The sequence below is a fragment of the Pseudobacteriovorax antillogorgiicola genome (genome assembly GCF_900177345.1).
Classification (GTDB): domain Bacteria; phylum Bdellovibrionota_B; class Oligoflexia; order Oligoflexales; family Oligoflexaceae; genus Pseudobacteriovorax; species Pseudobacteriovorax antillogorgiicola.
The window spans coordinates 328149-351765 of the sequence record NZ_FWZT01000001.1; the positions used below are offsets into that span (position 1 = coordinate 328149).

Sequence of the window (23617 nt, forward strand, 5' to 3'; positions counted from 1 at the left end):
GAGCGATGGACCAACTTCAGATTAAACTCATTTACCCAGCCAGTAAGGCCCCAGACGATACCCCGAAAGACTCGATTTTAGAACTAAAAAAAGCTGGCTTCAAGATTGACGAAGCTCCCCTTGGAGAGCCCGGCAAATGGAATTTTCATGCAGCCCGCTTTCAAGATCGCCTGAGCATCCTTAGCGACGCCCTTCTAGCCACTGATATCAATGTAATTTTAGCCGCAAGAGGAGGCTACGGCATGAGTGACCTCCTCCCAGATTTGCCATGGGACAAGCTCCAATCCAGCAGTCGCAAGATGATTGTGGGCTATTCAGATCTCACCGCACTGCAATCAGCTTGCTATACCAAATTAGGATGGCAGTCTCTACATGGCCCTATGCCCATGACAAGCTACTGGGGGCAGCTCTCAGACTCCGATATTGACGCTCTTTGGAAAGCACTAATACATACGGAACGTGAGAATAAGATCGCCCTTGATGCTTCTTGGGGCGGAAAACCTCACATGGAGGGGATTCTATTTGGAGGCTGCCTTTCTGTTCTGTCCAACTTGATCGGTACACCCTATCTGCCCAAGCAGCTCGACGGACACATTCTATTCTTCGAAGATGTCAACGAACACCCCGGAAAATTATTTCGCTATTTGAATCAATGGTATCAGTCAGGGCTTTTTGCTGGCGTCGAACACCTTATTCTAGGGGACTTCTGTGGCCTTGGGGATATGGGCTATGATAAGCACGAATTTTGCGCGGACGTACACGAGCGCTACGGGCTAAGTGTATCTTCTAGTTCGGCGTTTGGACACTGCACCCCCAATTATCCGGTGGGCATTGGGTCTCATGGGTGCATTGATGATTTGACTCTAAGCTGGCAATGGAGGACTTAATGAAACTTAGTAGCAACGCCCAACTTTACTTTATAGGCATCGGCGGCACCGGCATGGCATCCACGGCCGGACTTGCCCAAGAGGCAGGCTTCCAGGTTTCAGGGAGTGATGCAAACCTGTATCCACCGATGTCGACCCTTCTAGACGATTTAAAAATCCCGGTCCGAACGCCCTATAGCAAGGACAATATCAATGGCCTAAAAACCGATATGGTTATTATAGCAAACGCTTTGTCCCGTGGTCATGAAGAGCTTGAGGAGATCCTCAGCCAAGGATTTCCCTACACAAGCTTTCCAGAGTTCCTGGGTGAGATGATACTCAAACAAAGGCAGTCCATCGTCGTTGCAGGGACTCACGGTAAAACCACCACGACGTCGATGATGGCACATGTTCTACGTTCACTTGGACATGATCCCGGCTACCTTATTGGCGGAATTCCAAAAAACTTCAGCAAAAGCTTTCATCTTGGGTCCGATGCTCCCTTTGTCATAGAAGGTGACGAGTACGACACAGCATTCTTCGATAAGAACTCTAAGTTCCTTCACTACTATCCCAAATTCCTGATCTTCAACAATCTTGAATTTGATCATGCCGACATCTTCAAAGACTTGGCGGCCATAGAGCACCAATTCGATTTACTGTTCGATCGGATGGACAATAAAAAAAATGTTCTGGCAAATTGGGATGATCCTGGCGTGCGCAACTTCCTTGAAACCAGAAAGCTGGCTCATGAGGTCACTCGGGTCAGTACGGTAGGGGAAAATGCAGACTGCGACTTTCATCTAGAGGATGTCATTCCTGGGCAAAAATCTTGGCGTGCTGTGGTAAAAACGCCACGCTGGGGTCAACTGAATTTCGAGACCAGTGCTATTGGTCAGCACAATATCGCCAATTTTACTCAAGTTGTTGCCTGCATTGATCGACTCGTCTCTGCCCAGGTTATTCCGGAGCCAGACAGTTTATCCCTAAGTCAGAGTATCGCGAGCTTTGAAGGCGTTCAGCGCCGTCTAGATCATCTTGCCTCTGTCAATGATATTGAAATCTACGAAGACTTCGCTCACCACCCAACTGCTGTCGCCCTTGTGCTGCAAACTTTTAAGCGTTCATACCCCGACCGAAGGCTATTTGTTGCTTTTGAGCCACGGAATGCCACCAGTCGGAGGAACATTTTCACAAAAAGATATGCCGAAGCATTAAATATCGCTGACCAGGTCTTGCTAGGTTATTGTCCAGTTGATAAGAGAATTCCTGAAGAGTTGAGGATGAACACTGCAGTGATTGCAGAAAGCATCGGCTCAAAGGCAGAATTCTTCGAAAGTAACGAGGATCTGCTCAATTCATTAGTTGCAAAGATGAAGCCGAAAGATGCTATAATCTTTATGTCCAGTGGCAGTTTTTCGGGAATCCAGTATAAACTTGCCAATAGGCTTTCGGTTTAATAGGTAAAAGCACTGATGAGAGATGCCTCTTCATCGAAAACTCATTGCATAGTAGTTAGTTAATGTTTACGATTGAGCTTCACTAGAAGCTGAGTATCATTTTTCATAAATATTCTAGGTTGTCAGGAGAAGATAGGATGACGTTAAAGAAGACATGGAAGCCGATTGCAGTATTGGTTCTTTCTCTAGGACTTGGCTTTGGTTGTGCTGAAGATCAACAGCCCGCAGAGGAAGTTGTTCAGCCGACGGAAACTGAAGAGCCAGCAGCTCCACCCGAAGAGATGGTCAGCGTTGAAGAAGTTACACAGCCTGTGTACTTTGCGTTTGACGACTATACTCTAAGCATTTCCAGTCAAGATAGCCTAAGCCAGCTCGCTGACTACTTGAAGAATAACACCGCAGCTGTGGTACAAGTCGAAGGTCACGCTGACGAACGTGGTTCAATTGAATACAACTTAGCCCTTGGCCAGCGTCGGGCTCAATCGGTTAAGAACTACCTTGTTGAGCTTGGTATCGATCCAAGCCGTCTTCCTACTATGAGCTACGGCGAAGAGCGCCCAGCAGTGGAAGGCAGCGATGAAGGGGCCTGGGAAAAGAACCGCCGCGCAGAGTTCGTTCTATCGAACCCCTAATATCGAAGACTCAGCCTTCCCGATTGGGAAGGCTTTTCTCGTTTTGCCCCCTTAAAGCCTTCCTGGTTTTTGCATAGACCTTTGCCCGAAGTTCCCTTAGATTCAGATTTCTGAAAGCATCTTGCCCTCTTGGCTAATGTTTACGTACAATCGGAATCATGGTTTACAAATTTAATCTCACCTCGTTGCAAACTTCGCTTGATCGGGATACCATCACCAGTCCAGTCAACTGTGTCGGCTCGACTAGGTTGTCCAGTTTGGCTATTTGCACACCACGGAGGCTACCCATTGGATACGGTCATCTCTATAACAGTAGGGCTCTTTTTTGTTATCGTCGGCTTTATGCTTGGCATACTATTTCACCGAAAGAGTCTTAAAAAAACTTTTGACGCGGCTCAGATGGATTCGGAAAAGATCCTTGAAGAAGCAAATCAAGAACGGGATCGCATCATCAAAGAGGCCCATCAGGAGGCCAAACAAGAAAACCGCCAGCGACGAACTCAGTTCGATGCTGAAATTAAGAAACGTCGCACTGAATTCCAGAAACTTGAAAATAAGGTCAAGAATCGCGAGCAATCTGTTGAGAAGAAATTAAGTGTACTAGAGAAGAAAGAGTCTGACCTAGAAAAAATGACAGGTCATCTCAATCAGCAAGAAGCTCACTATCGAAGCATGATCAAAGAATGCGAACTCAACTTGGAAGAGAATCGCAAGACCTTAGAATCCATCGCAAACATGTCTCAGGAAGAAGCCAAAAGGGAGCTTATCAAGTCTCTCGAAGCAGATGCTAAAAAAGCTGCTCAGGAAAGACTACGCCAAATAGAAGAAGAAACTCGTGTGGAAGCCGACCGGATCGCACAGTCGACCGTCAGCCTCGCGGTACAAAGGGTTTCCAGTGAATACGTCAATGATTCTACAATTACCGTTGTTGGGCTACCTTCAGACGAGATGAAAGGTCGCATCATTGGTCGTGAGGGTCGTAATATACGCGCCATCGAACAGGCTACAGGTGTCGACCTGATCATTGATGACACTCCTGAAGCTGTTATTTTGTCATGCTTTAACCCCATCCATCGAGAAATTGCAAAGATATCCCTTGAGCGACTCATCGCTGACGGACGAATCCACCCTGCAAGAATCGATGAAACTGTTAAAAAAGTAAGCTCTGAATTTGATCAGGTGATCATCGAAAACGGCGAACAAGCGGCATTCGACAGTGGTATTACTGACCTACACCCTGAGTTGGTTAAGCACTTAGGGAAGCTCAAATATCGCACTGCCGGACAGCAGACGGTGCTTCAACATGTTGTCGAAGTTGCTCACATTTGCGGGATTATGGCCGCTGAAATGGGCATCGATGTCAAAAAAGCGAAACGTGCTGGGCTTTTGCACGACATTGGCAAGTCGGTTGATCAGGAAGTAGAAGGGCATCACTCAAAAATCGGCGCTGATTTGTGCTCAAAGTATAACGAATCAGCTGATGTTATCGAGGCCGTTTTGGGACACCATACTGAAGAATTGAACTTTGCAAGCCCCTTAACCATTGTGGTTCACGCCGCCAATGTGTTATCAGAGAGACGACCTGGCGCCCGCCGCGAGGTCCTAGAAACCTACATCAAACGCCTCAAAGCGATGGAAGACATCGTCAACGGCTTCGAAGGTATTAGTGAATCATTTGTGATTCAAGCTGGCCGGGAAATTAGAGCTCTCGTTTCACCGACTGGCATATCAGACTCCGAAGTGATCGACTTATCAAACGATATCGCCTTCAAACTCAGAAAAGAGTTAACTTTCCCTGGGCAGGTTAAGGTCACAGTCGTAAGAGAGAGCAGACAAGTTGACTTTGCGAAATGATTAAATTGATTGCCATTGGCGATGTGATGGGTAAGGCGGGCAGGCGTTGCCTCGCTAAAGCCCTACCCAAGATTCAGGAACTCCACGCCCCCGATATATTGATCGTCAACGGCGAGAATGCTGCCGGTGGTTTTGGAATTACAAAAAAAATCTATAAACAGCTTATTGAAAGCTTCGGTGTAGACTGCGTTACAACAGGCAATCACTGGCATGACAAGCGCGAGATCTACGAGCTGATCCCGTCTGCGGAGCGGCTTGTGATCCCCGGCAATATGATGAACGTGGACTCCATTCATCATGGCTATAAGATCCTTGAGACCAAATCGGGCACTCCCTTCGCAGTGATCAACGTCATAGGTAGTGCCTTCATGCACCCAGATAATCGCAATCCTTTTCACTGTGTCGATGAGATTATGAAGCACATTCCGGAGCAGGTTCGCATCCGGGTTGTGGATGTTCATGCGGAAGCCACCAGCGAAAAACAGGGAATGGGTCGCTATCTGGCAGAAAAAGCTTCTCTTGTTTTCGGAACCCATAGCCACGTGCCAACAGCCGATGAGCGCATCCTCGACAACTATACGGGCTTTATTACCGATATTGGCATGACAGGCCCATACGACTCCGTGATCGGGATTCGCAAAGAGGCCGCCATCGCCCGCATGACTGGGGGAGAACGGAAGAAGTTCGAACCAGCCACAAAAGACTTGTGGATGCCTTTTGTTGCCGCAGAGATCGATGAGCAATCGGGTGCATGCCTAAAGATCGAGCGCTTCCGATGGGAGTTGGAACGCATGGATCTGGAGATAAATGACTCACCTTTAGATTGACGTTTCGCCATGCCTATTCAGATAGGCTTAAAGGCTGCCGTCGCCCTGAACTTGGTTTTACATAGCTTATCAAGAAAAAAGCGTGGTATGTATTTTTTCTAGTGCCTATTCTTGAGAGCTAACGTGTCTGCTTAGAATGTAGCATAGGAAATAGAGTTAATGATTTTAAAACGCGCAATCTTTACTTCACTGGCCATGGCCACTATGGCAAGCAGCCCAGCGCTTGCCGTTTTCATCGACGGACATGGTAGCTATGCGCTTCGCGGAGAAACAAGAACGAAGCCTGGCTTTAATCAAGAAACGGGAGTTTACCAAGCTGTTGATCAGTTTTTTCAACTTGATACAGAGATCAGAACCTCTGATAAGGCTAGCTTTTTCTTAGAGTTTCGCTTGTTTGACCAGGATCGCGAGTCTAACTTGGGCGATGATACCCAACTCGATACCTGCCCAACACCCATTGGTGCTGGTGAAGACTACAACTGTGCTGAGCAGTCGGGCTTGCAGCAGGACGCCATCGAACCTCGTTACAAAGACCTCCAACCTCGTGTCACTAAGGCATATGCTCAGTACGCCATGGACTACTGTCTCTTGACCGTTGGCCGCCGCGATCGACATTGGGGACTCGGCCTCTACCTTGACGGTGGTAACGATGTCTTCGATACCGATGCCTCGATTTACGATGGTGTAACTTGTGACATCAATCTTCAGAAGAGCCAGACTCTTGGCTTCTCCGTGGGATACGACAAGATTTCGGAAACCGGTGGTAGTATCTATGCTACTGGCATCGCAGATCAGAACTACGGTCCCAATAATCGTAGTGATGATCTCGATCAGATCTTTTTTACGATCGAGTATAACGATCATAAAACCAATGCTGGCAAAGGCTTCTCTCAGCAAGTCGGTATTTACTTCGCCAACATTTTCGGTGGCGGCAACACTGGCACTGATATCAAAGTCGCTGATCTCTACCTTAACTTCATCATTTCAGACCTCGTCATTCAAAACGAGATTCTTTTCCGCTTAGGTGAATCTGCAGATCCTAACCTAGCATTGCTAGGAGGTGCTCGTCGCCTGAACGACACTGACGAGTTTAAAAACAACGTGCAATCCATTGCCGCAGCAGGCTCCATCGAGTACTTCTTATCCCGCTCAGGCTCTGTCCTGGGTCCAGCAAAGTTTAAGCAAGGAACGGCTACCAGCCATTCATTGTTCTTTGACTACGCTTTTGCACCTGGCGACCCCGATGGCTACTTGCCCGAATACGAAAGCCTTTCTGATCCTGAGAGCGCTCGTGATCGCTCGGTCAAGGCAGTCGCATTCCACCGCAATTTCAAGCCCGGTTTACTATTGTTCAACGGCACTACTGGAATTGACGACAAGCGAGTTGATGGGATCTTCGACCCTTACCGCGTGATGAATGCTAGCGTTTTCTCTCTCGGTTATCGCTACAAAAGCTTGGTAAATGGCAACTTTGAAATCAAGTTCGTCACAGCCTCACTCAATGAGTCTATCTCAAGCGATGCGAAATCTTTTTATCAGTCAGGGGACGATGAGCTGACACAAGCTGAGAGAGACAACAAGGAGCGACCTATAGGCTTCTACGGCGATAGCTTGGGCATGGAGCTTGATGTTTCATACTCAAAAAGCCTGGGTGAAGGGCTTGAGCTAGGCGTTGCTGGAGCCATCGCTCAGGGTGGTGATGCTTGGAAAGTTAAAGACTCACAATCCGCTCAAGATAACTATCTTCTTCAAGGGCACATTTCATTTCAATTCTAGCCCAAGGAACATAGCTTCTTTAGACTTACCAGCCGTGATAGCCTCCTAAATGGGACACCAAACAGGAGGCAATCATGGCAGAATCATTTCATGCTCCCAAAGTTTCATGTTTTCGTGATTACCACACAGCAGTCGCTGCGAGTCTGCAGGCTGAAAGGCTAATTGACAGTGACACCGCCGACTCACTTAGAGACTTCCTCAGACAGCAACTCTTCCAGTGTGATCCATCTCAGTCACTATTTGAACGCTTGATTACTGATGCACCAGGATTTTCCATAGCAGCAAGGTCATACTGTAGTGATCATGCCTTGTTTAGCAACTATTTCAAAGGCCTGCTCCGCCTTTGGCTACCTCCTGTGATAGAGCAACTCAGAATCTGTGGTGAAGACGTTTTGGATCGATCCCAGCTCATGTTCAACCGCCCCTTTCAGCTGGTTCGAAATCAGCAGCTCGAAGCACAAAGCCTCTTTAGCGGTGTCCTGCTCCTATTTGCTGAATCCATCATCGAGTGTCGCCAAAGGCTGCAAAAGACCTACAAGGAATCAACATGTCTTACTTTAAGCCTTGACCAACCATCATTAGACAAGGCCTGGAGCCAAGAGCTGGGGCTGACGGTGGGTGAACCGAGTCACCTGCCTCTACTGGCCGAAAACCGAATGATTCATGACCTTGCCCACAGCTTTGAGTCCTTATTGGATTGTACAAGGCTGATTTTTGACCAACTAAGGCACAATATTCAGCCCATCGATTCTCAAAGAGGCCGCCCTATTCCTGTCATGCTCAGCGAGGCCATTTCCATCTGCCACACCCTCCGCACGATGGAGTTCGCTTGGCAAGACTCTCTGATTCCATGGGAGCATGTCCTACTGTCTGTTGAAGACTACTGGTGCAAACTGGTCCAGCTAACGACGAACATACTCGCAGATCTCACCTCTGCAGTTAAGACTAAGTCGATTCAATCTAGCTTTCTACCTCCTCGCTCTATGTTTGATCGTGCCACTACCTGCCTACTAAAGCGTGGGGTGAAGCCAGAGGAAGCGTCAAAGATTGCTGACGAACTAGCCAAATATTGTCATGTTAACAAAATCGGGATAGAGGATATCACACCCGTCGAAATCGGTAGGATCAGCCCAAAGGTCTCACCCAGGCTCTTGCATGAGCTTCAAGAAATCGCTAAAGATATGTCAGTCAATCAGCGTAAGGCTTCTGAAAAAGAGCTCATCCTGACCAGGACAATGGCATTAACCCAAAATATTCGGCAAGAAATATGAAGTGTTCCCTACAAATAACCCTACTGTTAATGCTAGCAAGCTGTGGTGTTAAAACGGCACCCCGTTCTGATGTGAAGGACCTGCGCCCCAGCATTCCCTATAAAACACCTGCAGAGCCTCCACAGGATGAAGCAAAGAAGCCTCAGAACAGTAAAGAAAAAGGAGTCAAACGTGAACTTTAGTATCAAGGGTGTTCATACCGCAATCGTCACCCCGTTCGACAAGGACGGCAATTTAGACTGGGATTCATTCGAGAAGCTGCTCGATCACCAAGCAAAGGGTAAGGTGGATGGGGTCGTGATCAGCGGTACCACAGGGGAGTCTCCAACTCTGACTGTTCAGGAAAAGCTGGCTCTCATACGAAAGGCCCGGGCCTATCTGCCCGAAAGCATCCAAGTCATGGCCGGGGCAGGCAGTAACAATACTCAAGCATCGGTAGAAATGGCGAAGCTGGCTGTAGATGCGGGCGCTGACTCTCTTCTTGTTGTAACCCCACCCTACAACAAGCCGAGCCTTAATGGCTTAAAGCTTCACTTCAGTAGCATAGCTACAGCAACCAACCACCCGATCTGTCTCTATCATGTCCCTGGTCGCACAGGACAGCTTTTGAGCGCAGCAGAACTGGCCGAACTTTGCGCTATTGAGCAAGTGGTCGCTGTAAAGGAAGCTAGTGCTGATATTTCTTTGTTCAGCCGGGCTGAACGTATTTCCCAAGCCAACTATCTGAGTGGCGATGATTTTACGTTTCTAGGCTCATTGGCAGTAGAGGGCGATGGCGTCATCAGTGTCGTCACCAATATATACCCGCAAGCCTTTCGAGTGCTCTACGATGCGTTTAAAGCTGGCGACAACCCTAAGGCTGCCAGAATCCACAAGGCTCTGCTCCCGGCTATCGAAGTTCTCTTCTACGAATCGAATCCTGGCCCAAGCAAAGCCATTCTCGCAAATAAAGGCCTGTGCCAAAACTATTTCCGCGCACCAATGGTACCTGTTAGCCAAGAAAGCTATGCCCACATCATGAATGTAGTGGAAGACACTGAGCGGGCATTGAGCGACCTGGGAGTGGAAGTATGACCAAGGTTTGGCTTCATGGATACCATGGCCGCATGGGCCAAGAAATTTTGCACCTGCTTGAAGAAGATTCTCACTTGAAGTTTTTAGGAGGATCAAGCCGTAACCAACTGATTCTTCCTGGAAGAGAGCCGAATGGCTATTCTCCAAACGATCTCGTCGAGTCTTTGGGAGAAACCGACGTGATTATCGATTTTTCAAATATCGCTGGGAATCAAGCTATTTTTAAGGCTTGCAAAACACATAAACTTGAACCCAAGGCCTTTGTAATTGGCACCACAGGACTAGATAGAGGCGCTCGCAACGCCTGGAAAGACCTTTGCCGTGAAGCTGGTCATCGTTTGCTGTTTGCGCCCAATACTAGTCTTGGAGTTTTACTCACAATGAAAATGAGCCAGCAAATGGCTCAAGTTCTAAGTCCCATGGGTTTTGATATTGAGATTATTGAGTCCCACCACCGCAACAAAGTCGATTCACCAAGCGGAACTGCGATGTTTCTAGCCGACCGAATCTGCGATAAGGTTGACCTTAAAGTGAGTACCCATCGCACGGGGAAACGGGAGGCTAATGAACTCGGGGTATTTGCATTGCGCGGTGGATCGGTGTTTGGAGAGCACGAAGTCCGCTTTATGGGCGACCATGAAGAGCTAGCAATATCACATCGTGCCTTATCTCGGACCCTTTTCGCAAAAGGGGCTCTTTTACTAGCAAAATGGATCCAGAAGCAGAAGCCCGGCCAGCACTATGGGCTTCCAGATGTGGACCTTAATGACCTCGCCTAGCGTTTCGGCACTAGGGGCGCTCCTGTCTGTGTCACGGTCGTAAGCCAGTAGTCTACCGGAATCGTGGTTGCATCGACCCAATGATTTCGGGAGGACTCAACAATCAAGGTATAAATCCCTGGCTGCAAGTTAAAAAACACCGCCTTGATAAACCCGCTATCTGTGGAACCAAAGAACCAAGGATCTTGAACGTCTTGTCCTAGGTGGTTGACAAGTCTTATCGAGAGCTGGTCAAGGTTCTCACCAGCCTGGGCACCATGCCTTACAAATACACTTCCTAGCGAAGGGTCGAAGGCGATGCTCGGCGCACTGTCTTGCAAGTAGAGTTCATTGAAAAGGTCTTCGATGAATCCTCTTTGTAAAAGCGGTGCCACCTGAGAGAAAGAACTTGCCTTACCATGAATGACTGGATCGAAGGAGTAGAGAGATGTCTCAAATTCAGCTCCTTGCACCAGCCCGTATAAACGGCCGCGGTAAAAGGTATGTCCCGGCTCAAATCTTAAGACGCCCGGGCCGTGATAATTAACGTCATCGTTGTCACCAACAGCAATCATCTCAGTGTAGTCTACCGGAAGAAACTGATTTCGTAGTTCACGTCCACCGTACATGGCTTGAACTGCGCTGGGCATCGCTACCAAATGAGAATCAACTTTTTGACCATTAGCCAGATAAATGTCGTCTTCCAAATGATTCCCAGCGACCAGCGGTATCGTCACCGCGCTCAAGTAGTCTTCACCATCAAAAAAACTTACTTCGACTAGACCAGGATCAACATTGAAAAAGCACATCCGACCATCTTCTGCACCAGATTCCTCATTGCCATCGGGCCCGAATTCGTTAAAGTAGTAAGGACCATCAGCCCCTACATTAATTTCCGCACGCACCCCAGCTAAAGTCGACAAGCCATCTGGAGTCATCGCGCGGAGGCAAAGAGACGCTAGGTTCGAGCGCTGCGCGACCCCAAAGACGCTGCTGTAGAGAAAATAGGAGCGAAAGGAGAGGGCTCTAACCCGGAACAGCTCACTATCCCTATTTGGCTCTGTTGCCACCTCAATCACCTGATCTAATACCCTACCACTTTGATCTTTAAGACGAACCATGAAGCGACCACCCGCTGGCACGTCAGCAATCTCAACAAGTCCACGAGCATTGGTTCGAGCGCGAAAGTCGCTGCCCACTAACTGAACCGAAACACCTTCAACCGGGTAAATCTCTTTCTCTTCTGGTTTTGAGCGCTCATCAACCACCTGAATTGCTATATTTTTGTAGAGACTTTCTTGCTCTTTGCGCACGACTTCTACACCAAGCTCATTTCCTGCATCAATAACGATCTCAGAGTCGCTATCCCTAAGGCTTGGCGCGATGCCCTTGGTATCATAAGGAACAGAAAGCTGACTCAGGGGCTTTCCTGATTGCGAGAGAATATTTTTCAAGGCCGACGACTGCACATCGACTGCCAAGTCGCTGGCGGGGTTTGCTTCATTATCTTTTACCTCGACCTTGACAATGGTCATCTGGTTTTCAGCGACAATATAAACTTCTGAGTTACCGTACGATTTGGATTCAAGCTCATGGGTCTCATCGTTCCACGCTACTACATCAGGGTCACGAACGAATAGGGTGCCACTTACGTCTTGGCCAAATGGGAGTTTAGCGGACGAGCCTAGCCCGGCAATGGTAAGCTCTTTAAGGGGTGCCTCGTCGCTTGGAGTTTCTGGAGCAGGCTCAGGAGACTTAAGGTTAACGGGTTGCCCTCTCAGGACAGGCACTCCAAAAAAAGTCTCGACAGCTTGAAGCTCTTGGCTCAAAAGCTGACTTACTGGCTTATCGAGATTACGGTAGGGAATCTCCAGTGGAGTTTGTGCGACGAAAAGATCCTGACTATCTTGACTATGAGCAAGATTTGCCATGAAGAAAATACCAAGCACAAGGATCATGTTTGTAGCGGGTTGCATCTAAAAATCCTTCCCGATCGAATGCGATGAATTCAGTAACTTAGTCGGAAGGAGCCTAGGACTCTTTAATGGGAATTGTGATAATCCTAGCATGATAGCTGCTGCTTCGCGCAGAGCAAAAACCCCCGACCCTAAAAGATATTTCTATAGCTAAAGAACCATTAGAAAACTATGTGATTCTTCGCTAGGGATTAACCTGAGCATTCACTTCTGGGAGTAGCAACAGATGGAACAGTGACTCCCCGCAACGGTTCGTTGGGTTCAAGCCCAATTTTTTTTCGAAATTTGCAATAGTTGCTTTGGCTTCATCTAAAGTTTGGCAATTAGTCGCTTCGATCTCGATACATCGAACGCTTTTTTCCTTAAAGTGAGCCTCATAGTACACAACTTCGCAGTTTTTGAAATAATAGGCCCAAACATCCTTCTCGATCACACCAGACCATTGGATGCCCAACGGCTTAAGAAATGCAGCAACCCTATCGCCCTGATCACCGCGATGAAGCCCCAAATCAAGATTAACTTCAATCCTGGTTTCTGAATCCTTTCCTAACCCCTTAAGGGTGAGATGCTGAATCTCTTGATCCAAACGGTGACGATAAATATGGCTTGGGTTGGACTCACAAAGATAGTACCGATCACTAACCCGGACTTGAGACCGGCCGCTCGGCTCTAATCTTTCCACCATCTGCAAAAATGGCTGCTGGTCAAAATCATCTTCAAGTAGAAACTTGTGTTCGATTTCAACAAATTCAATATTTTCCAAGTTCAATCTCACAGGTGGTAGGTTACGCGCATGATATTCCGCAATGCTGGCTCAGCCCCTCGGGTCCTGCCGCTGAAGAATCCTGTATAGTGGTAGTAAAAATCATTTGAAAGCACAATCCTTGTCGCGATTGCATAATCTAATTCGACGCGATGATATGACTCTTTTTTAACCTTATAGCGGTCGTTTAGACGGCCTTGCTCATCTAGATCGTAGTACGGGTAATGAGTCATTTTTATGTAAGATGTTACAGAGAATACCGCCCTCTTAAGATACAGAGGGGATATGGCGAAGCCTAACTTTGCAATAGCCTGCATCGTGGCGGAGCTTTCTGCAACCTCATCCCTCACAATAAGAGAAAGAGCATCCTGGCTTGCATGTTCCGCAAGCACTACTTGTTCTCGTGAGTAGAGTCGAGTCCAAATATCAGCTCCTACTTTGCCGTGAAAGTTAAACCAATCAAACTTAATCGGTAGCAGAAATGTGGGTGCCAGACCTATGGTATAGATACTCCCCTGCTGGGATGGCAATCCATAGTCGGGATTATAGTCCGACTCTGCAAAGGGGAGGTGAAGCATCTGATAGATTGCAATTTGCCCGAATGGAGAGATCCAAGGATAGAGGTCCAGCTCAAGATAAGGTCGCTTTTGAATAACTTTGAGGCTTTGGGACTTTTTTATCGCTCCAAAGGTGCCATACAACTCACCTTGCCCTCCCCAGAAGCTTGTCCCAATCCTCCCACGAACATGAAGGCTCGCATCTTCTCGTGGCTCTGATGTCTCTAGATCGATGCGCTGAAGGTTCTGATGACTCAAAGCGATTGAGCTGAAGAGTTGTGGATCGAGGCGAAGCGACAAACGTTCTGCTTTTAGCTCTACTTCCCGATCTAGCTCTGCATGGGCGAGATGGCTTCCCGATACTAGAAAAAATAAGATGGCTGTTCCCAAGCGAAACACGAAAACCTCCTGCTCCAGCGATAGTACTCAGTCATAATTATACTATGACTACGCCATGACTACAGCAGGTGGCCTTTGTCTTCTTAAGCTATGATCTAATCCAAAGTTTGGATGGTGAAGAGATTACTATCTTCCCGGCTCAAAGACGAAATCGAAACGGAAACAAATACATACTTATCACCTTCCTTAAGCCAGCTATCCCGGAGCAGCATGTTGTTGATCAATGGCAAGACTTCATCGATCGGAGGAAGCTCATCGAGGAATACACCTTCCACACCGCGCACTAACTCCAGCCTACGCACGGCTTCCTTACTGAGTGATACAGCAATAATAGGAGTTTCAATGTCAAAAGATGCTAGGTGGAGGGCTGTATTGCCCATTTTTGTAATACAAACAATAGCTTTGGCATCATTTCGATAGGCTGCCCGATAGGCTGCATAGGTTACAGCCTCGATCTCTTCTTCAACCTTGGGGGTATACTTCTGCCAATTTAGGGGCTCTTCATCTGAGTTTTCTACGTCCCAAACAGTTTTCTTAGCCAGCTCTAGGCCCCGAACACCGTGAGGGCCATGAGCCAAATCCTCTGAAAGGACAACGCCATCGGCTCCATCAAACACGGCATTTCCAATGTCAGAAACCTCCGCACGAGTAGGCGTAGCGTTGTGTCTCATCGACCCGAGCATTTCGGAAGCAACGAGAGACAATTTCGCATAGCGGTTGCACTTGCCAATCGCTTCTTTGGTTAGCATAGGGACTTTGGCGGGGTCCATCCCCATGGATAGCTCTACCCTGGAAATCACCACACCTTGCACGAGTGGAAGGAGCGACTCAAGACTTTCATAGGTCGCCATAGAACCTACTTTCAGCAAAACCCACGGATGATGCTCCTGATCCTCAATAAGCTTGATCACATGCTTCAGGTCTTCTGCGTTCTCAAATGAGGGAAGGATCACACAATCTACATTCGAAGACTTGGTGGCTAGCCATGAGTCTTCTGGCAGGTCTTCAAACTTAACAGGCGTTTTTGTCGAAGGTACGTGGATTTCCATCTCATCGAAAATTCGCCCTCCCTGCACAACTTCCAACTCTACCTTGCGCTTAGAAATGGACACTGGCTTGAGTGCCACATCACCCGTGCCTAGGTATACCGACCGGCCTTCGTTGAACAAGGTATCCCACTCATTCGTTTGAATGAAAAAATCTCCTTCCCCATCGATTGGAGAAAAGGTCAAGCGGTCACCGAACTTATATTCAATGCCAGCATCCGAACCACCCTTGATGATCGCGCGCGGCTGGCTATAAAGATCAACGAGAACAGGGGTTCGCTCACTGAGGGCACCGCTAGACTTTGCGGATTCCAGAAACTCAAGACAGTGAGTCATTTTCCCTGCTTCAGGACTAAGTCGGATTGCATCAACATCTTGCGATCGAATGGTTTCGATAAGATCTGGTCCAAGGCAGCTGCTTTCGAAAGACCAAACTACTGTGGTACGCCTTCCCTGCTTCAACATGACGATTCCTCTCTAGGCATTCAGCAGATTTTCACCCATTCGAATGGGCTTTTTCTGCGATAAATCAGACAGTTCAAATTCGTTTGCGGCCAACTCATCGAGGACCAAAACAACAGTAGACCCTAGCATAAAGGTTCCGAGTTCATCACCTGCCTTTATGTCGATATTCAGGTCATTCTCAAAACCTTTACCTGAGTTCTTAAACCAATCATTGGTCACAAAGTCCGGCAAATGTGGGCTACTAATACGGCCAACGTTGAGCGCTCCCACCATAACGGCATACACATAGCCACCTCCTGGCAGCTGAATATCAAAAACCAAGCGTTCGTTGCGATTGAATAGCTTGGGCATGAATTTCACAAATGGCTCGTTCACAGGCCAGAGCTGTCCTGGGATATAGCGAATTTTCTTGATAGCCCCAGAAACAGGAGCGTGGACTCTGTGATAATTGTGAGGTGCAAGATAAACTGTAGCGAACGAGACTAAACTTCCCTGGCGTACAACTTGTCCTTCAAAGACAAGGTCTATAAGCTCATAGTCCAGCCCCTTAGCCTGCACCGCACGGCCTTCTTGAGCACCACCACGCTGAGAAAGTACCCCATCTGCTGGCGATATAAACAAACCATCAATGGGCCTCGCTCCAGGCTTAAGGCCTCGGGTAAAAATATCCTCGATCGATGTGTACTCAACCATCGGTCGTTCTGCCTCTTCCATATCAATGCGAAAAACCGTCACAAACAGACTATTCACAAGCCAAGAAATCGGCTTTGGCCACTTCACACGAACCATGACCCCTAGTAAGAAACTGAGAAGATTTAACGGGACAAGCTTTTCAAGCGGATGATTCTTTGCCAAGGTGAGGCACTCCTTTTTTCGCGAAACATAAAAACTGGAAACAACTAGTCACAAGAAATGCAAAGAAAACATGTATCACATGAAGTCGGCTATCTAAGGAAATCATGTGATACATGTCATAAGTTACTAGATTGTAGACGAAAAGTCCTGGAACTTTTCGAAAGCACGGGAGCACTGCTCGGCCTTGCGATCGGCTTTGCTAACGCCTCGCTTTTTGGGAATTGTAGGCAGCAATCCAAGATTTGCATTCATCGGGGAATAGTCACCCCGCCCGCCAGATACGACGTGACTCAGGAGACTCCCCATCATGGTCTCTTGGGGAGGCATTGCTGCTGCGGCTTTTCCAAGAACTTTGGCGGCAGCCGCTCGGCCCGCTAAGAGCCCCATAGCTGCTGACTCGGTGTAACCTTCAACGCCAGTAATTTGCCCGGCCAGCAAAATCCGACGGTTTCGTTTGAATGAGAGATCATCAGTTAGTACTTTAGGGCTATTGAGATAGGTGTTTCGGTGAACAGAGCCGAGCTTGAAAAATTCGGCATTTTCCAAGCCAGGTAAGGTTCTAAAAATCCTCTTCTGCTCCGGCCACTTCATCTTTGTCTGGAAGCCCACCATGGAGTACATCGCTCCCTCACGATCTTCCATGCGAAGTTGAATATTGGCGTATGCCCACCGCCCAGTCGCCGGGTCGTTTAGCCCTGATGGCTTCATTGGCCCAAACCGTAGGGTATCACGCCCTCGTTCGATCATGACTTCAATGGGCAAGCAGGATTCAAAATATTTCACATCTTCGAAGTCATGAAGAGGCATTTTTTCCGCAGCGATCACTTCGTCAACGAAGGCGTTATATTGGTCTTTGTTGAGTGGTATATTGAGGTAATCCCCCTCACCTTCTTGCCAACGACTTGCACTATATACAACAGACCGGTTGATACTATCCCCCTCTATCACGGGAGCGATAGCGTCATAAAAATGAAGTTCGTCTTCTTCACCACATAGCTTCAAAAGCTCTTTTGAAAGATCATTACTGGTCAAAGGACCAGAAGAAACAATCCAGCAGTCACCAGATTTGAGAAGCTCGTCTTCAGTGGGCAAGGAGCTAACTTCATCTTCGACTAACTCAAAATTTGGGTTATTTTGAAGAGTCTTGGAAATAATCCCAGAAAACTGCTCGCGATCCACTGCTAAGGCTTGACCGGCAGGAACCCGGGCCTCTTTCGCAGCCTTCACCACGAGGGAGTCCAATAGTTCCATCTCGCGCTTGAGCAAGCCTGGGGCTGACCCCTCATTAAGTGATTTGAGTGAGTTTGAGCAGACGAGCTCTGCTAAAAGCCCTGTCTTATGGGCCGGCGTGAGCTTTTTTGGCCTCATTTCATAAAGCCGTACTTTACACCCCTGCCTGAGAGCTTGCCAGGCAGCTTCGGAACCAGCCAAGCCACCACCAACAATGTGGACCCAATTATCTGACATAAAGGCCTTCCCTTTATCTGATATTCAAATAGGAAGGCCTTATACACACAATAGAAGATTGGCGCAGCAAATCTTTAATGATCTTAATAAAAACAGAGAATTACTTCATTGCCGCCTGAACCATAGCTGCGAAGTCTGCTGGTTTAAGCGAAGCTCCACCAACCAAAGCACCATCGATATCATCTTGAGCTAGCAGACCTGAGATGTTGGCCGGCTTTGCGCTGCCGCCATAAAGGATACGGACGGTGTCTGCTTGCTCCCCGATCTCCTCTTTGAGTAAGCGGCGAATAAGCGCGTGAACATCTTGCGCTTGCTCTTGGCTCGCTGTTAGCCCTGTCCCAATCGCCCATACCGGCTCATAAGCCACAACAAAATCTCCACCTGTGAGTTTGCTAGCAAAGGACTTGATTTGTCGGGTAATGACTTCGACCGTCTTGTCGGACTCACGTTCCACCTGGGTTTCGCCAACACAGATGATTGGCGTCATTTTCGCTGACAAAAGCGTTCCGACCTTGTTAGCAACAGTTTCATCAGTTTCTGCGAAGTACTGACGGCGCTCACTATGGCCCACAAGGGCATAGTTGAGCCCTAGGTCTTGAATCATTGGAATCGATATTTCACCAGTAAAAGCCCCTGCGCTTTCCCAGTGGACATTTTGTGGGGCGAAGGAAATTCCAGACTCCTCGCCGATATCGAGCAAACGGTCAAGATGAGTCGCAGGCACCGCAAATACGACATCCACTTGCTCTTTCTGCCATTTTGAGAGTTCCAGAAACTCAGGGAAAAAGTCAGCTGCCTCCGAGGGAAGCTTATTCATTTTCCAGTTGCCAGCCATGAGTGGTTTACGAGCCATTTGTTTACCTCTTCATTAAACAGAAAGAACCTTAACACCAGGAAGCACCTTACCTTCAAGAAACTCTAAAGATGCACCACCACCGGTAGACACGTGATCCACCTTATCCGCAACGCCCGCCTTATTAATTGCCGCCACAGAATCCCCACCACCAATGACAGTGTACGCCTTGGTCTCAGCACAGGCTTCCGCAACCGCCATAGTTCCCTGGGAGTAAGCCTCCCATTCGAATACTCCCATAGGCCCATTCCAAAGAACAGTTGCGGCTTGTTGAATTTTACTTTTGTACAGAGCTGCTGTTTTTGGGCCGATATCAAGGCCCATCAAACCTTCTGGAATGTCAGCACCATCGATTATCTGAGCAGGGCTCGATTCGTCGAAAGCAGGCGCAGCTCGATGATCGATCGGCAGAAGGATTTCCACCCGCCGAGACTCGGCATTGCGGTAAATAGATTCAACCAGTTCCAGCTTGTCTTCTTCGACCTTGGATGTACCCACAGAGTGGCCTTTGTACTTCAAAAAGGTGTAGGCCATCGCTCCGCCGATTAGGAGCTGATTGCAGTTGTTCAGGAGATTTAGGGTAACACCAATCTTGTCCGACACCTTCGCACCGCCGACAATCGCTACAAAAGGTGCGCGGGGATTCTTTTGAACCTCAGACAAAACGCGAGTTTCTTTTTGCACCAGAAAGCCTGCAGCCCTTTTCTCAGCTGGCAATAGCTCCGGAACGCCGACAACGCTGGCATGAGCCCGGTGCAAGGTACCAAACGCGTCATTCACGTAGTAATCAAAACCCTGGACCAAAGATTGTGAAAAATCTCGATCGTTTTTAGTTTCGCCCTCATGGAAACGCAGATTTTCTAAAAGAATAATCTGATTGCGATCCAATTGATTTAAAACCTGTTCGAGAGGCTCGGTCGTATAATCGCGGACAAAAACGACGTCTCTATCGAGTAGTTCCGCTAGTCTCAAACCCACTGTTTCCAGGCTCATGCCTTCAACAACCTGCCCCTTCGGTCGCCCTAAATGAGACATGATTGCAATTTTGTTTGTGCGCTCTGTGATGTACTTCAAAGTCGGAAGCGCAGCTTGAATTCTGGTGTCGTCGGTAATTTGGCCGTTTTTCAGAGGGACGTTCAGGTCGAGTCTGACTAAAACCTTCTTGCCATCTAATTCTAATTGATCAAGTTTTCTAAGATCCATGCTCGCACCTTCCTGGAGTTTCACAGTTGTTGCATAGCCGCGGGAATCCATCTACACTCTGACCCCGTAAGGCCGACTCGATTTACGACAGGATTCACCGATGGCACAACACAAACACCTCTTTGTAATGGATCTAGTAGAAAATCTAAACCTGAAACTTGACTCATCCTTAAGGCTTGCCCAAGCCCTATTGAGCGAAGGGCACCAGTGCTTTATGACCAACCCAAAGGCCATGAGCATGCTGCATACAAAGGGTCAATCACAACCCGTTTGTAACGCCATAGAACTTCTACCATCTCACCAGGAAACACCGGAGCTGGGTGGCGAAAGCCGTTTGTTTCTAAAGGATTGCGATGCCATTCACATGCGGAAAGACCCCCCCTTCAACATGGACTACATCGCCTGTACATGGCTACTTTCTGAGGCAGCAAAGAGCGCTCGCGTTTTCAATGACCCCGAAAGGCTTCGCAGCCTCAATGAAAAACTAATTATTTTTGAGTTTCCAAGATATTGCCATGATGGCATTGTTAGTTCACAGTCCCAGGAGATTGTGGACTTCATCCAAAATCATGCCGAATCAGATGGTATATTAAAGCCATTGGATCTTTATGGCGGCCGGGGGGTCGTTCGTCTCAATATCAACAAAATTGGTTTGGAAAAGGCTAGAAACCTGGTTTCCGATGAAACACAGGAAGGGGAGCACATGCGTCTGGTGCAGCCTTTTAATAAGGCTATATTCGAAGGCGAAGTTCGAGCTTTCACCTGCTGCGGCGAACCAATCTCGTGGTGCCTTAAGGTTCCTGCTAAGGGAGAATACCTGGCCAATACTCGAACTGGAGCCACGCTGGAGCCCTACACTCCAACTGAGAGCGAACTGGCTATGGTTACTGAAGTCTCTGGAAGACTCGCTGAAATGGGAATTCAAATGGTTGGCTACGATATCATTGGGGGAGTTATTTCTGAGATCAACATCACTAGCCCAAGACTTCTACTCCCTGAGGGGGTCGATCCACGGCCATCTTACAGCCGTATGGCTCAATTGATTGAGCAAAACTTGCTTCCTTAGAAACTGCTTGTATTAGCCGAACCTTCTCTAAAATGGGGAGGTATCAATGAAACGACTAGGTATCGCTTGTGGGCTTGCATTTTTCCCAATTAAACTTCTGGGCGCCGAATCTTTTATCCTATTCACACCTTCAGGTTCGAAGATCAAGTCTGAGCTTGTAGTCAAAACAAACAGGACTAACGACACAAAAATACCTAACTATTTTCATCCAGAAAATGGACGGTCCCTTTTTAAGCTTCTGATCGAAAAAGAACTTAAATCCAAAGAGGACATGGAACGCCAAGAATCTGACGCCAAAGAAAATGCAAGTAATGTTAGCAACTAATGATTACAACCCTAAAGAACTCCCCCCAAGGACCGACTTTAAGACCATTCAATTTACTCAATCACTAAGACTTGTTTAGGGAGATTTACCGTGATTCGATCTTTTAAGCCGGTTATGGCCACAATATTTGCGTTTGCCGTTGGACTCACCTCTTCTTGCGCTTCGAGTAGCGATGAGGAAATGGAAGACATCGCAATGGAAGAATACGACCAAGAAGAAATGGTCGAAGAAGAGCTTGTGGAAGAACCGGCCATAGGATCATCAGAAATAAGCTCCGACGAAGCATCTGAGGAAACAGAGCTAGTAGAGGAAAGCTCGGAGTCTTTAGCATCTGAGCTGGATAAGCTGGCAGCTCCAGATAGCCAACCAACAGATGCTTTGGCAGACCCGATGACAGGAATGGAGACGGTTTCTGACCCGACAATGATGGACAATTCGATGGCAGCTTCAGAACCCGCACCTATGGATACATCTATACCAGAACCAAAACAGCTACCAGTCATCGATGGTGAAGTTGCAGAATACGTCGTTCAACCCGGGGATACATTAGGAGCGATCGCCTCAAAGGTATATGGGACGAGCTCGCGCTGGCCTCAGCTAGCGAGCGACAACGCCATCAACCAACCGAGCTTGATCTATCCTGGAGATGTGATTCGGTACCGAGTCAACGATCGAGCAAGAGACTTTAAATCAGCATACGAAGCCGTCGAGCAAGAGGTTATCATGGTCCAGGACGGGGACTCACTCGAAGTGATTGCCGAACGACTCTTTGGTCGCCGCGATTACTGGAAGCCTATGTGGCTCCTTAACCGTAACGAAATCCCAAATCCAAATCTGATCTACTCCGGTCAAATCATACGCTACCTTGATCCCAAGAAAGTCGCGCAGACATTGACTGACAAAGGCCTCAACATGGCCCATTAATATACTAATGACGATTGAACCCTAAACTTGAGCCCTCAGAATTCTTACTGAGGGTTTTTTTTGGTCTCTTCAACGATCAACCTACCGAAATACCTAGCTATATTTTTTCATTTCTCAGAACGTCAAGTGGCTGCTGGGGCCAGTCGATAAGACTCTAAGCCAATCTATTCGTGTGAGGTAGTCATGGGATCCAAATATTTTCAGGGTGTTATGATGAGATATGCTGCAGGGGTCGCAGGTATCATCGTAACCTTCGGCAACTTCGTCGCTTGCGGTAGCCAACTCTACCAAGTCTCGGTGAAAGAAGACTTTTCCCCCTCCGAGCAAGTCAAGGCAGCAAACCCAGAGATGGAGAATCCTGACTCAACCCTTTATGGGATCCATGCACCCTCCGGCTGGAAAGAGCTTCCGATTCGATTCCAATTCGGCAAGGACATGAATCAAGAACAAAAAGTCCATTTTCTGGCAGCAATTAAAACCTGGGAATGGGCCGTAGGAAAGAACCTTTTTGAATACCTCGGTACTCATGAGCAGACGAATGGCGATACCTTTGTGGACCTCTACAGCTCGTTGACAGACGAGGTGAACGGTCAGTACCTAGATGCCAATTGGGTAAAAACTAAGAAACCAAACTACGTTCTTGCCACAACAATCTGGAATAATGGCCCAGACTACAGTTTGATCACAAAAGCAGATATTCGCTTTAATGAGGAGCACTACATCATCGGTAACAGCCTTACGAACTTCGCTACTGACACAAAAGAAGTTGTCGATATGCAATCCTTAGCCCTTCACGAGCTTGGACACTTTCTCGGCCTAGCTCATGTGGATGCCGAAGTCGATTCGCTCTCGATCATGAACCCTTCTCTATTCATAGGCGAAGGTCTTACATCGCGACGCTTATCTCGGGGAGACATTGACCGCATTCAACTTGTGTACGGCTGCGAAGGCAATTCCTGCGATGTTGACGCATTGCTTGAAGAGGCCGAAGACATGTACAGCAACGAGGCCTTCGAAAAGACTGCTGCACTATGGCTCGACTCGAATGCTCCAAGCCTTCGAGCCCACTAAGAACCATCATCAAATCAGACAAGCTCTCAAAATGGCTCGATATCGGGCCATTTTTGCTTTTTCCACTAAAAAAGCCATCGACGTATAGATCAGGACGCCCTATATTCTCTCCTCTACAGCTAGTTTTAT

At 47.8% G+C, this 23617-nt stretch carries 22 protein-coding genes; 14 read left to right on the forward strand and 8 right to left on the reverse strand.

The window, feature by feature from the left end; genetic code table 11:
- Nucleotides 1-5 precede the first annotated feature (5 nt).
- From B9N89_RS01700 to dapB, 10 genes are all read left to right on the forward strand, one after another.
- Nucleotides 6-887 carry a S66 peptidase family protein gene (locus B9N89_RS01700; RefSeq protein WP_132314539.1) on the forward strand — a complete coding sequence of 294 codons (882 nt, stop codon included), beginning with the start codon at nucleotides 6-8 and terminating at the stop codon, nucleotides 885-887.
- The gene (locus B9N89_RS01705; protein WP_159455068.1) at nucleotides 887-2326 is read left to right on the forward strand and encodes a UDP-N-acetylmuramate--L-alanine ligase; all 1440 of its coding nucleotides are present in this window, start codon (nucleotides 887-889) and stop codon (nucleotides 2324-2326) included. Before B9N89_RS01700 ends, B9N89_RS01705 begins: the two co-directional genes overlap by 1 nt.
- A 137-nt stretch (nucleotides 2327-2463) precedes the next feature.
- Nucleotides 2464-2958, forward strand: a complete 495-nt coding sequence (gene pal / locus B9N89_RS01710; protein WP_132314537.1) for a peptidoglycan-associated lipoprotein Pal — start codon at nucleotides 2464-2466, stop codon at nucleotides 2956-2958.
- 288 nt (nucleotides 2959-3246) lie between these two features.
- Nucleotides 3247-4812, forward strand: coding sequence for a ribonuclease Y (gene rny / locus B9N89_RS01715; protein WP_200820644.1), 1566 nt, complete (start codon nucleotides 3247-3249; stop codon nucleotides 4810-4812).
- On the forward strand, nucleotides 4809-5639 hold the full coding sequence (locus B9N89_RS01720) for a TIGR00282 family metallophosphoesterase (protein ID WP_132314536.1): 831 nt from the start codon (nucleotides 4809-4811) through the stop codon (nucleotides 5637-5639). Before rny ends, B9N89_RS01720 begins: the two co-directional genes overlap by 4 nt.
- A gap of 159 nt (nucleotides 5640-5798) precedes the next feature.
- Nucleotides 5799-7415 (forward strand): hypothetical protein, encoded by a 1617-nt coding sequence (locus B9N89_RS01725; RefSeq protein WP_132314535.1) that lies wholly within the window; start codon nucleotides 5799-5801, stop codon nucleotides 7413-7415.
- A 74-nt stretch (nucleotides 7416-7489) separates the two neighbouring features.
- The gene (locus B9N89_RS01730; RefSeq protein WP_132314534.1) at nucleotides 7490-8686 is read left to right on the forward strand and encodes a hypothetical protein; all 1197 of its coding nucleotides are present in this window, start codon (nucleotides 7490-7492) and stop codon (nucleotides 8684-8686) included.
- Nucleotides 8683-8868 carry a hypothetical protein gene (locus B9N89_RS31175; RefSeq protein WP_159455069.1) on the forward strand — a complete coding sequence of 62 codons (186 nt, stop codon included), beginning with the start codon at nucleotides 8683-8685 and terminating at the stop codon, nucleotides 8866-8868. Before B9N89_RS01730 ends, B9N89_RS31175 begins: the two co-directional genes overlap by 4 nt.
- Nucleotides 8858-9760 (forward strand): 4-hydroxy-tetrahydrodipicolinate synthase, encoded by a 903-nt coding sequence (gene dapA / locus B9N89_RS01735; RefSeq protein ID WP_159455070.1) that lies wholly within the window; start codon nucleotides 8858-8860, stop codon nucleotides 9758-9760. The genes B9N89_RS31175 and dapA overlap by 11 nt, the downstream gene beginning before the upstream one ends.
- On the forward strand, nucleotides 9757-10539 hold the full coding sequence (gene dapB / locus B9N89_RS01740) for a 4-hydroxy-tetrahydrodipicolinate reductase (protein WP_132314532.1): 783 nt from the start codon (nucleotides 9757-9759) through the stop codon (nucleotides 10537-10539). Before dapA ends, dapB begins: the two co-directional genes overlap by 4 nt.
- Here dapB and B9N89_RS01745 read toward each other — a convergent pair.
- The 8 genes from B9N89_RS01745 to B9N89_RS31800 form a co-directional block, all read right to left on the reverse strand.
- Nucleotides 10536-12494 (reverse strand): hypothetical protein, encoded by a 1959-nt coding sequence (locus tag B9N89_RS01745; RefSeq protein ID WP_132314531.1) that lies wholly within the window; start codon nucleotides 12492-12494, stop codon nucleotides 10536-10538. The two genes, dapB and B9N89_RS01745, sit on opposite strands and share 4 nt — an antisense overlap.
- 184 nt (nucleotides 12495-12678) lie before the next feature.
- On the reverse strand, nucleotides 12679-13257 hold the full coding sequence (locus B9N89_RS01750; protein WP_159455071.1) for a CYTH domain-containing protein: 579 nt from the start codon (nucleotides 13255-13257) through the stop codon (nucleotides 12679-12681).
- Between the two features lie 8 nt (nucleotides 13258-13265).
- Complete coding sequence (locus B9N89_RS01755) at nucleotides 13266-14213, reverse strand: hypothetical protein (RefSeq protein WP_132314529.1); 948 nt, start codon at nucleotides 14211-14213, stop codon at nucleotides 13266-13268.
- Between the two features lie 95 nt (nucleotides 14214-14308).
- A complete protein-coding gene (locus tag B9N89_RS01760) occupies nucleotides 14309-15724 on the reverse strand; it encodes a pyruvate kinase (RefSeq protein WP_132314528.1) in 1416 nt (471 codons plus the stop codon).
- 12 nt (nucleotides 15725-15736) lie between these two features.
- A complete protein-coding gene (gene asd / locus B9N89_RS01765; RefSeq protein ID WP_132314527.1) occupies nucleotides 15737-16579 on the reverse strand; it encodes an archaetidylserine decarboxylase in 843 nt (280 codons plus the stop codon).
- A gap of 126 nt (nucleotides 16580-16705) precedes the next feature.
- Nucleotides 16706-18046: a methylenetetrahydrofolate--tRNA-(uracil(54)-C(5))-methyltransferase (FADH(2)-oxidizing) TrmFO gene (gene trmFO, locus B9N89_RS01770; protein ID WP_132314526.1), complete on the reverse strand. Its 1341-nt coding sequence runs from the start codon at nucleotides 18044-18046 to the stop codon at nucleotides 16706-16708.
- Nucleotides 18047-18146: 100 nt separating this feature from the next.
- Nucleotides 18147-18899, reverse strand: coding sequence for a triose-phosphate isomerase (gene tpiA / locus B9N89_RS31795; RefSeq protein WP_132314525.1), 753 nt, complete (start codon nucleotides 18897-18899; stop codon nucleotides 18147-18149).
- A gap of 15 nt (nucleotides 18900-18914) precedes the next feature.
- Entirely contained in the window at nucleotides 18915-20102 is a 1188-nt protein-coding gene (locus B9N89_RS31800; protein WP_132314524.1) for a phosphoglycerate kinase, read from the reverse strand.
- Between the two features lie 100 nt (nucleotides 20103-20202).
- Between B9N89_RS31800 and B9N89_RS01785 the strand changes: the two genes are divergently transcribed.
- From B9N89_RS01785 to B9N89_RS01800, 4 genes are all read left to right on the forward strand, one after another.
- On the forward strand, nucleotides 20203-21168 hold the full coding sequence (locus tag B9N89_RS01785) for an ATP-grasp domain-containing protein (protein ID WP_132314523.1): 966 nt from the start codon (nucleotides 20203-20205) through the stop codon (nucleotides 21166-21168).
- A 46-nt stretch (nucleotides 21169-21214) separates the two neighbouring features.
- A complete protein-coding gene (locus tag B9N89_RS01790; protein WP_132314522.1) occupies nucleotides 21215-21493 on the forward strand; it encodes a hypothetical protein in 279 nt (92 codons plus the stop codon).
- A gap of 90 nt (nucleotides 21494-21583) precedes the next feature.
- Nucleotides 21584-22417: a LysM peptidoglycan-binding domain-containing protein gene (locus B9N89_RS01795; RefSeq protein ID WP_132314521.1), complete on the forward strand. Its 834-nt coding sequence runs from the start codon at nucleotides 21584-21586 to the stop codon at nucleotides 22415-22417.
- Nucleotides 22418-22600: 183 nt separating this feature from the next.
- On the forward strand, nucleotides 22601-23488 hold the full coding sequence (locus B9N89_RS01800; protein WP_132314520.1) for a matrixin family metalloprotease: 888 nt from the start codon (nucleotides 22601-22603) through the stop codon (nucleotides 23486-23488).
- The last annotated feature ends 129 nt before the right edge of the window (nucleotides 23489-23617 follow it).

What these genes read in the sequence shown, in the direction of transcription:
- B9N89_RS31175 (WP_159455069.1), top strand. Translation starts at nt 8,683, where the DNA reads ATGAAGTGTTCCCTACAAATAACCCTACTGTTAATGCTAGCAAGCTGT.
- B9N89_RS01730 (WP_132314534.1), top strand. Translation starts at nt 7,490, where the DNA reads ATGGCAGAATCATTTCATGCTCCCAAAGTTTCATGTTTTCGTGATTAC.
- B9N89_RS01700 (WP_132314539.1), top strand. Translation starts at nt 6, where the DNA reads ATGGACCAACTTCAGATTAAACTCATTTACCCAGCCAGTAAGGCCCCA.
- B9N89_RS01760 (WP_132314528.1), bottom strand. Translation starts at nt 15,724, where the DNA reads ATGTTGAAGCAGGGAAGGCGTACCACAGTAGTTTGGTCTTTCGAAAGC.
- tpiA (WP_132314525.1), bottom strand. Translation starts at nt 18,899, where the DNA reads ATGGCTCGTAAACCACTCATGGCTGGCAACTGGAAAATGAATAAGCTT.
- trmFO (WP_132314526.1), bottom strand. Translation starts at nt 18,046, where the DNA reads ATGTCAGATAATTGGGTCCACATTGTTGGTGGTGGCTTGGCTGGTTCC.
- B9N89_RS01785 (WP_132314523.1), top strand. Translation starts at nt 20,203, where the DNA reads ATGGCACAACACAAACACCTCTTTGTAATGGATCTAGTAGAAAATCTA.
- B9N89_RS01725 (WP_132314535.1), top strand. Translation starts at nt 5,799, where the DNA reads ATGATTTTAAAACGCGCAATCTTTACTTCACTGGCCATGGCCACTATG.
- B9N89_RS01720 (WP_132314536.1), top strand. Translation starts at nt 4,809, where the DNA reads ATGATTAAATTGATTGCCATTGGCGATGTGATGGGTAAGGCGGGCAGG.
- B9N89_RS01705 (WP_159455068.1), top strand. Translation starts at nt 887, where the DNA reads ATGAAACTTAGTAGCAACGCCCAACTTTACTTTATAGGCATCGGCGGC.
- B9N89_RS01800 (WP_132314520.1), top strand. Translation starts at nt 22,601, where the DNA reads ATGGGATCCAAATATTTTCAGGGTGTTATGATGAGATATGCTGCAGGG.
- dapB (WP_132314532.1), top strand. Translation starts at nt 9,757, where the DNA reads ATGACCAAGGTTTGGCTTCATGGATACCATGGCCGCATGGGCCAAGAA.
- pal (WP_132314537.1), top strand. Translation starts at nt 2,464, where the DNA reads ATGACGTTAAAGAAGACATGGAAGCCGATTGCAGTATTGGTTCTTTCT.
- B9N89_RS31800 (WP_132314524.1), bottom strand. Translation starts at nt 20,102, where the DNA reads ATGGATCTTAGAAAACTTGATCAATTAGAATTAGATGGCAAGAAGGTT.
- B9N89_RS01745 (WP_132314531.1), bottom strand. Translation starts at nt 12,494, where the DNA reads ATGCAACCCGCTACAAACATGATCCTTGTGCTTGGTATTTTCTTCATG.
- B9N89_RS01790 (WP_132314522.1), top strand. Translation starts at nt 21,215, where the DNA reads ATGAAACGACTAGGTATCGCTTGTGGGCTTGCATTTTTCCCAATTAAA.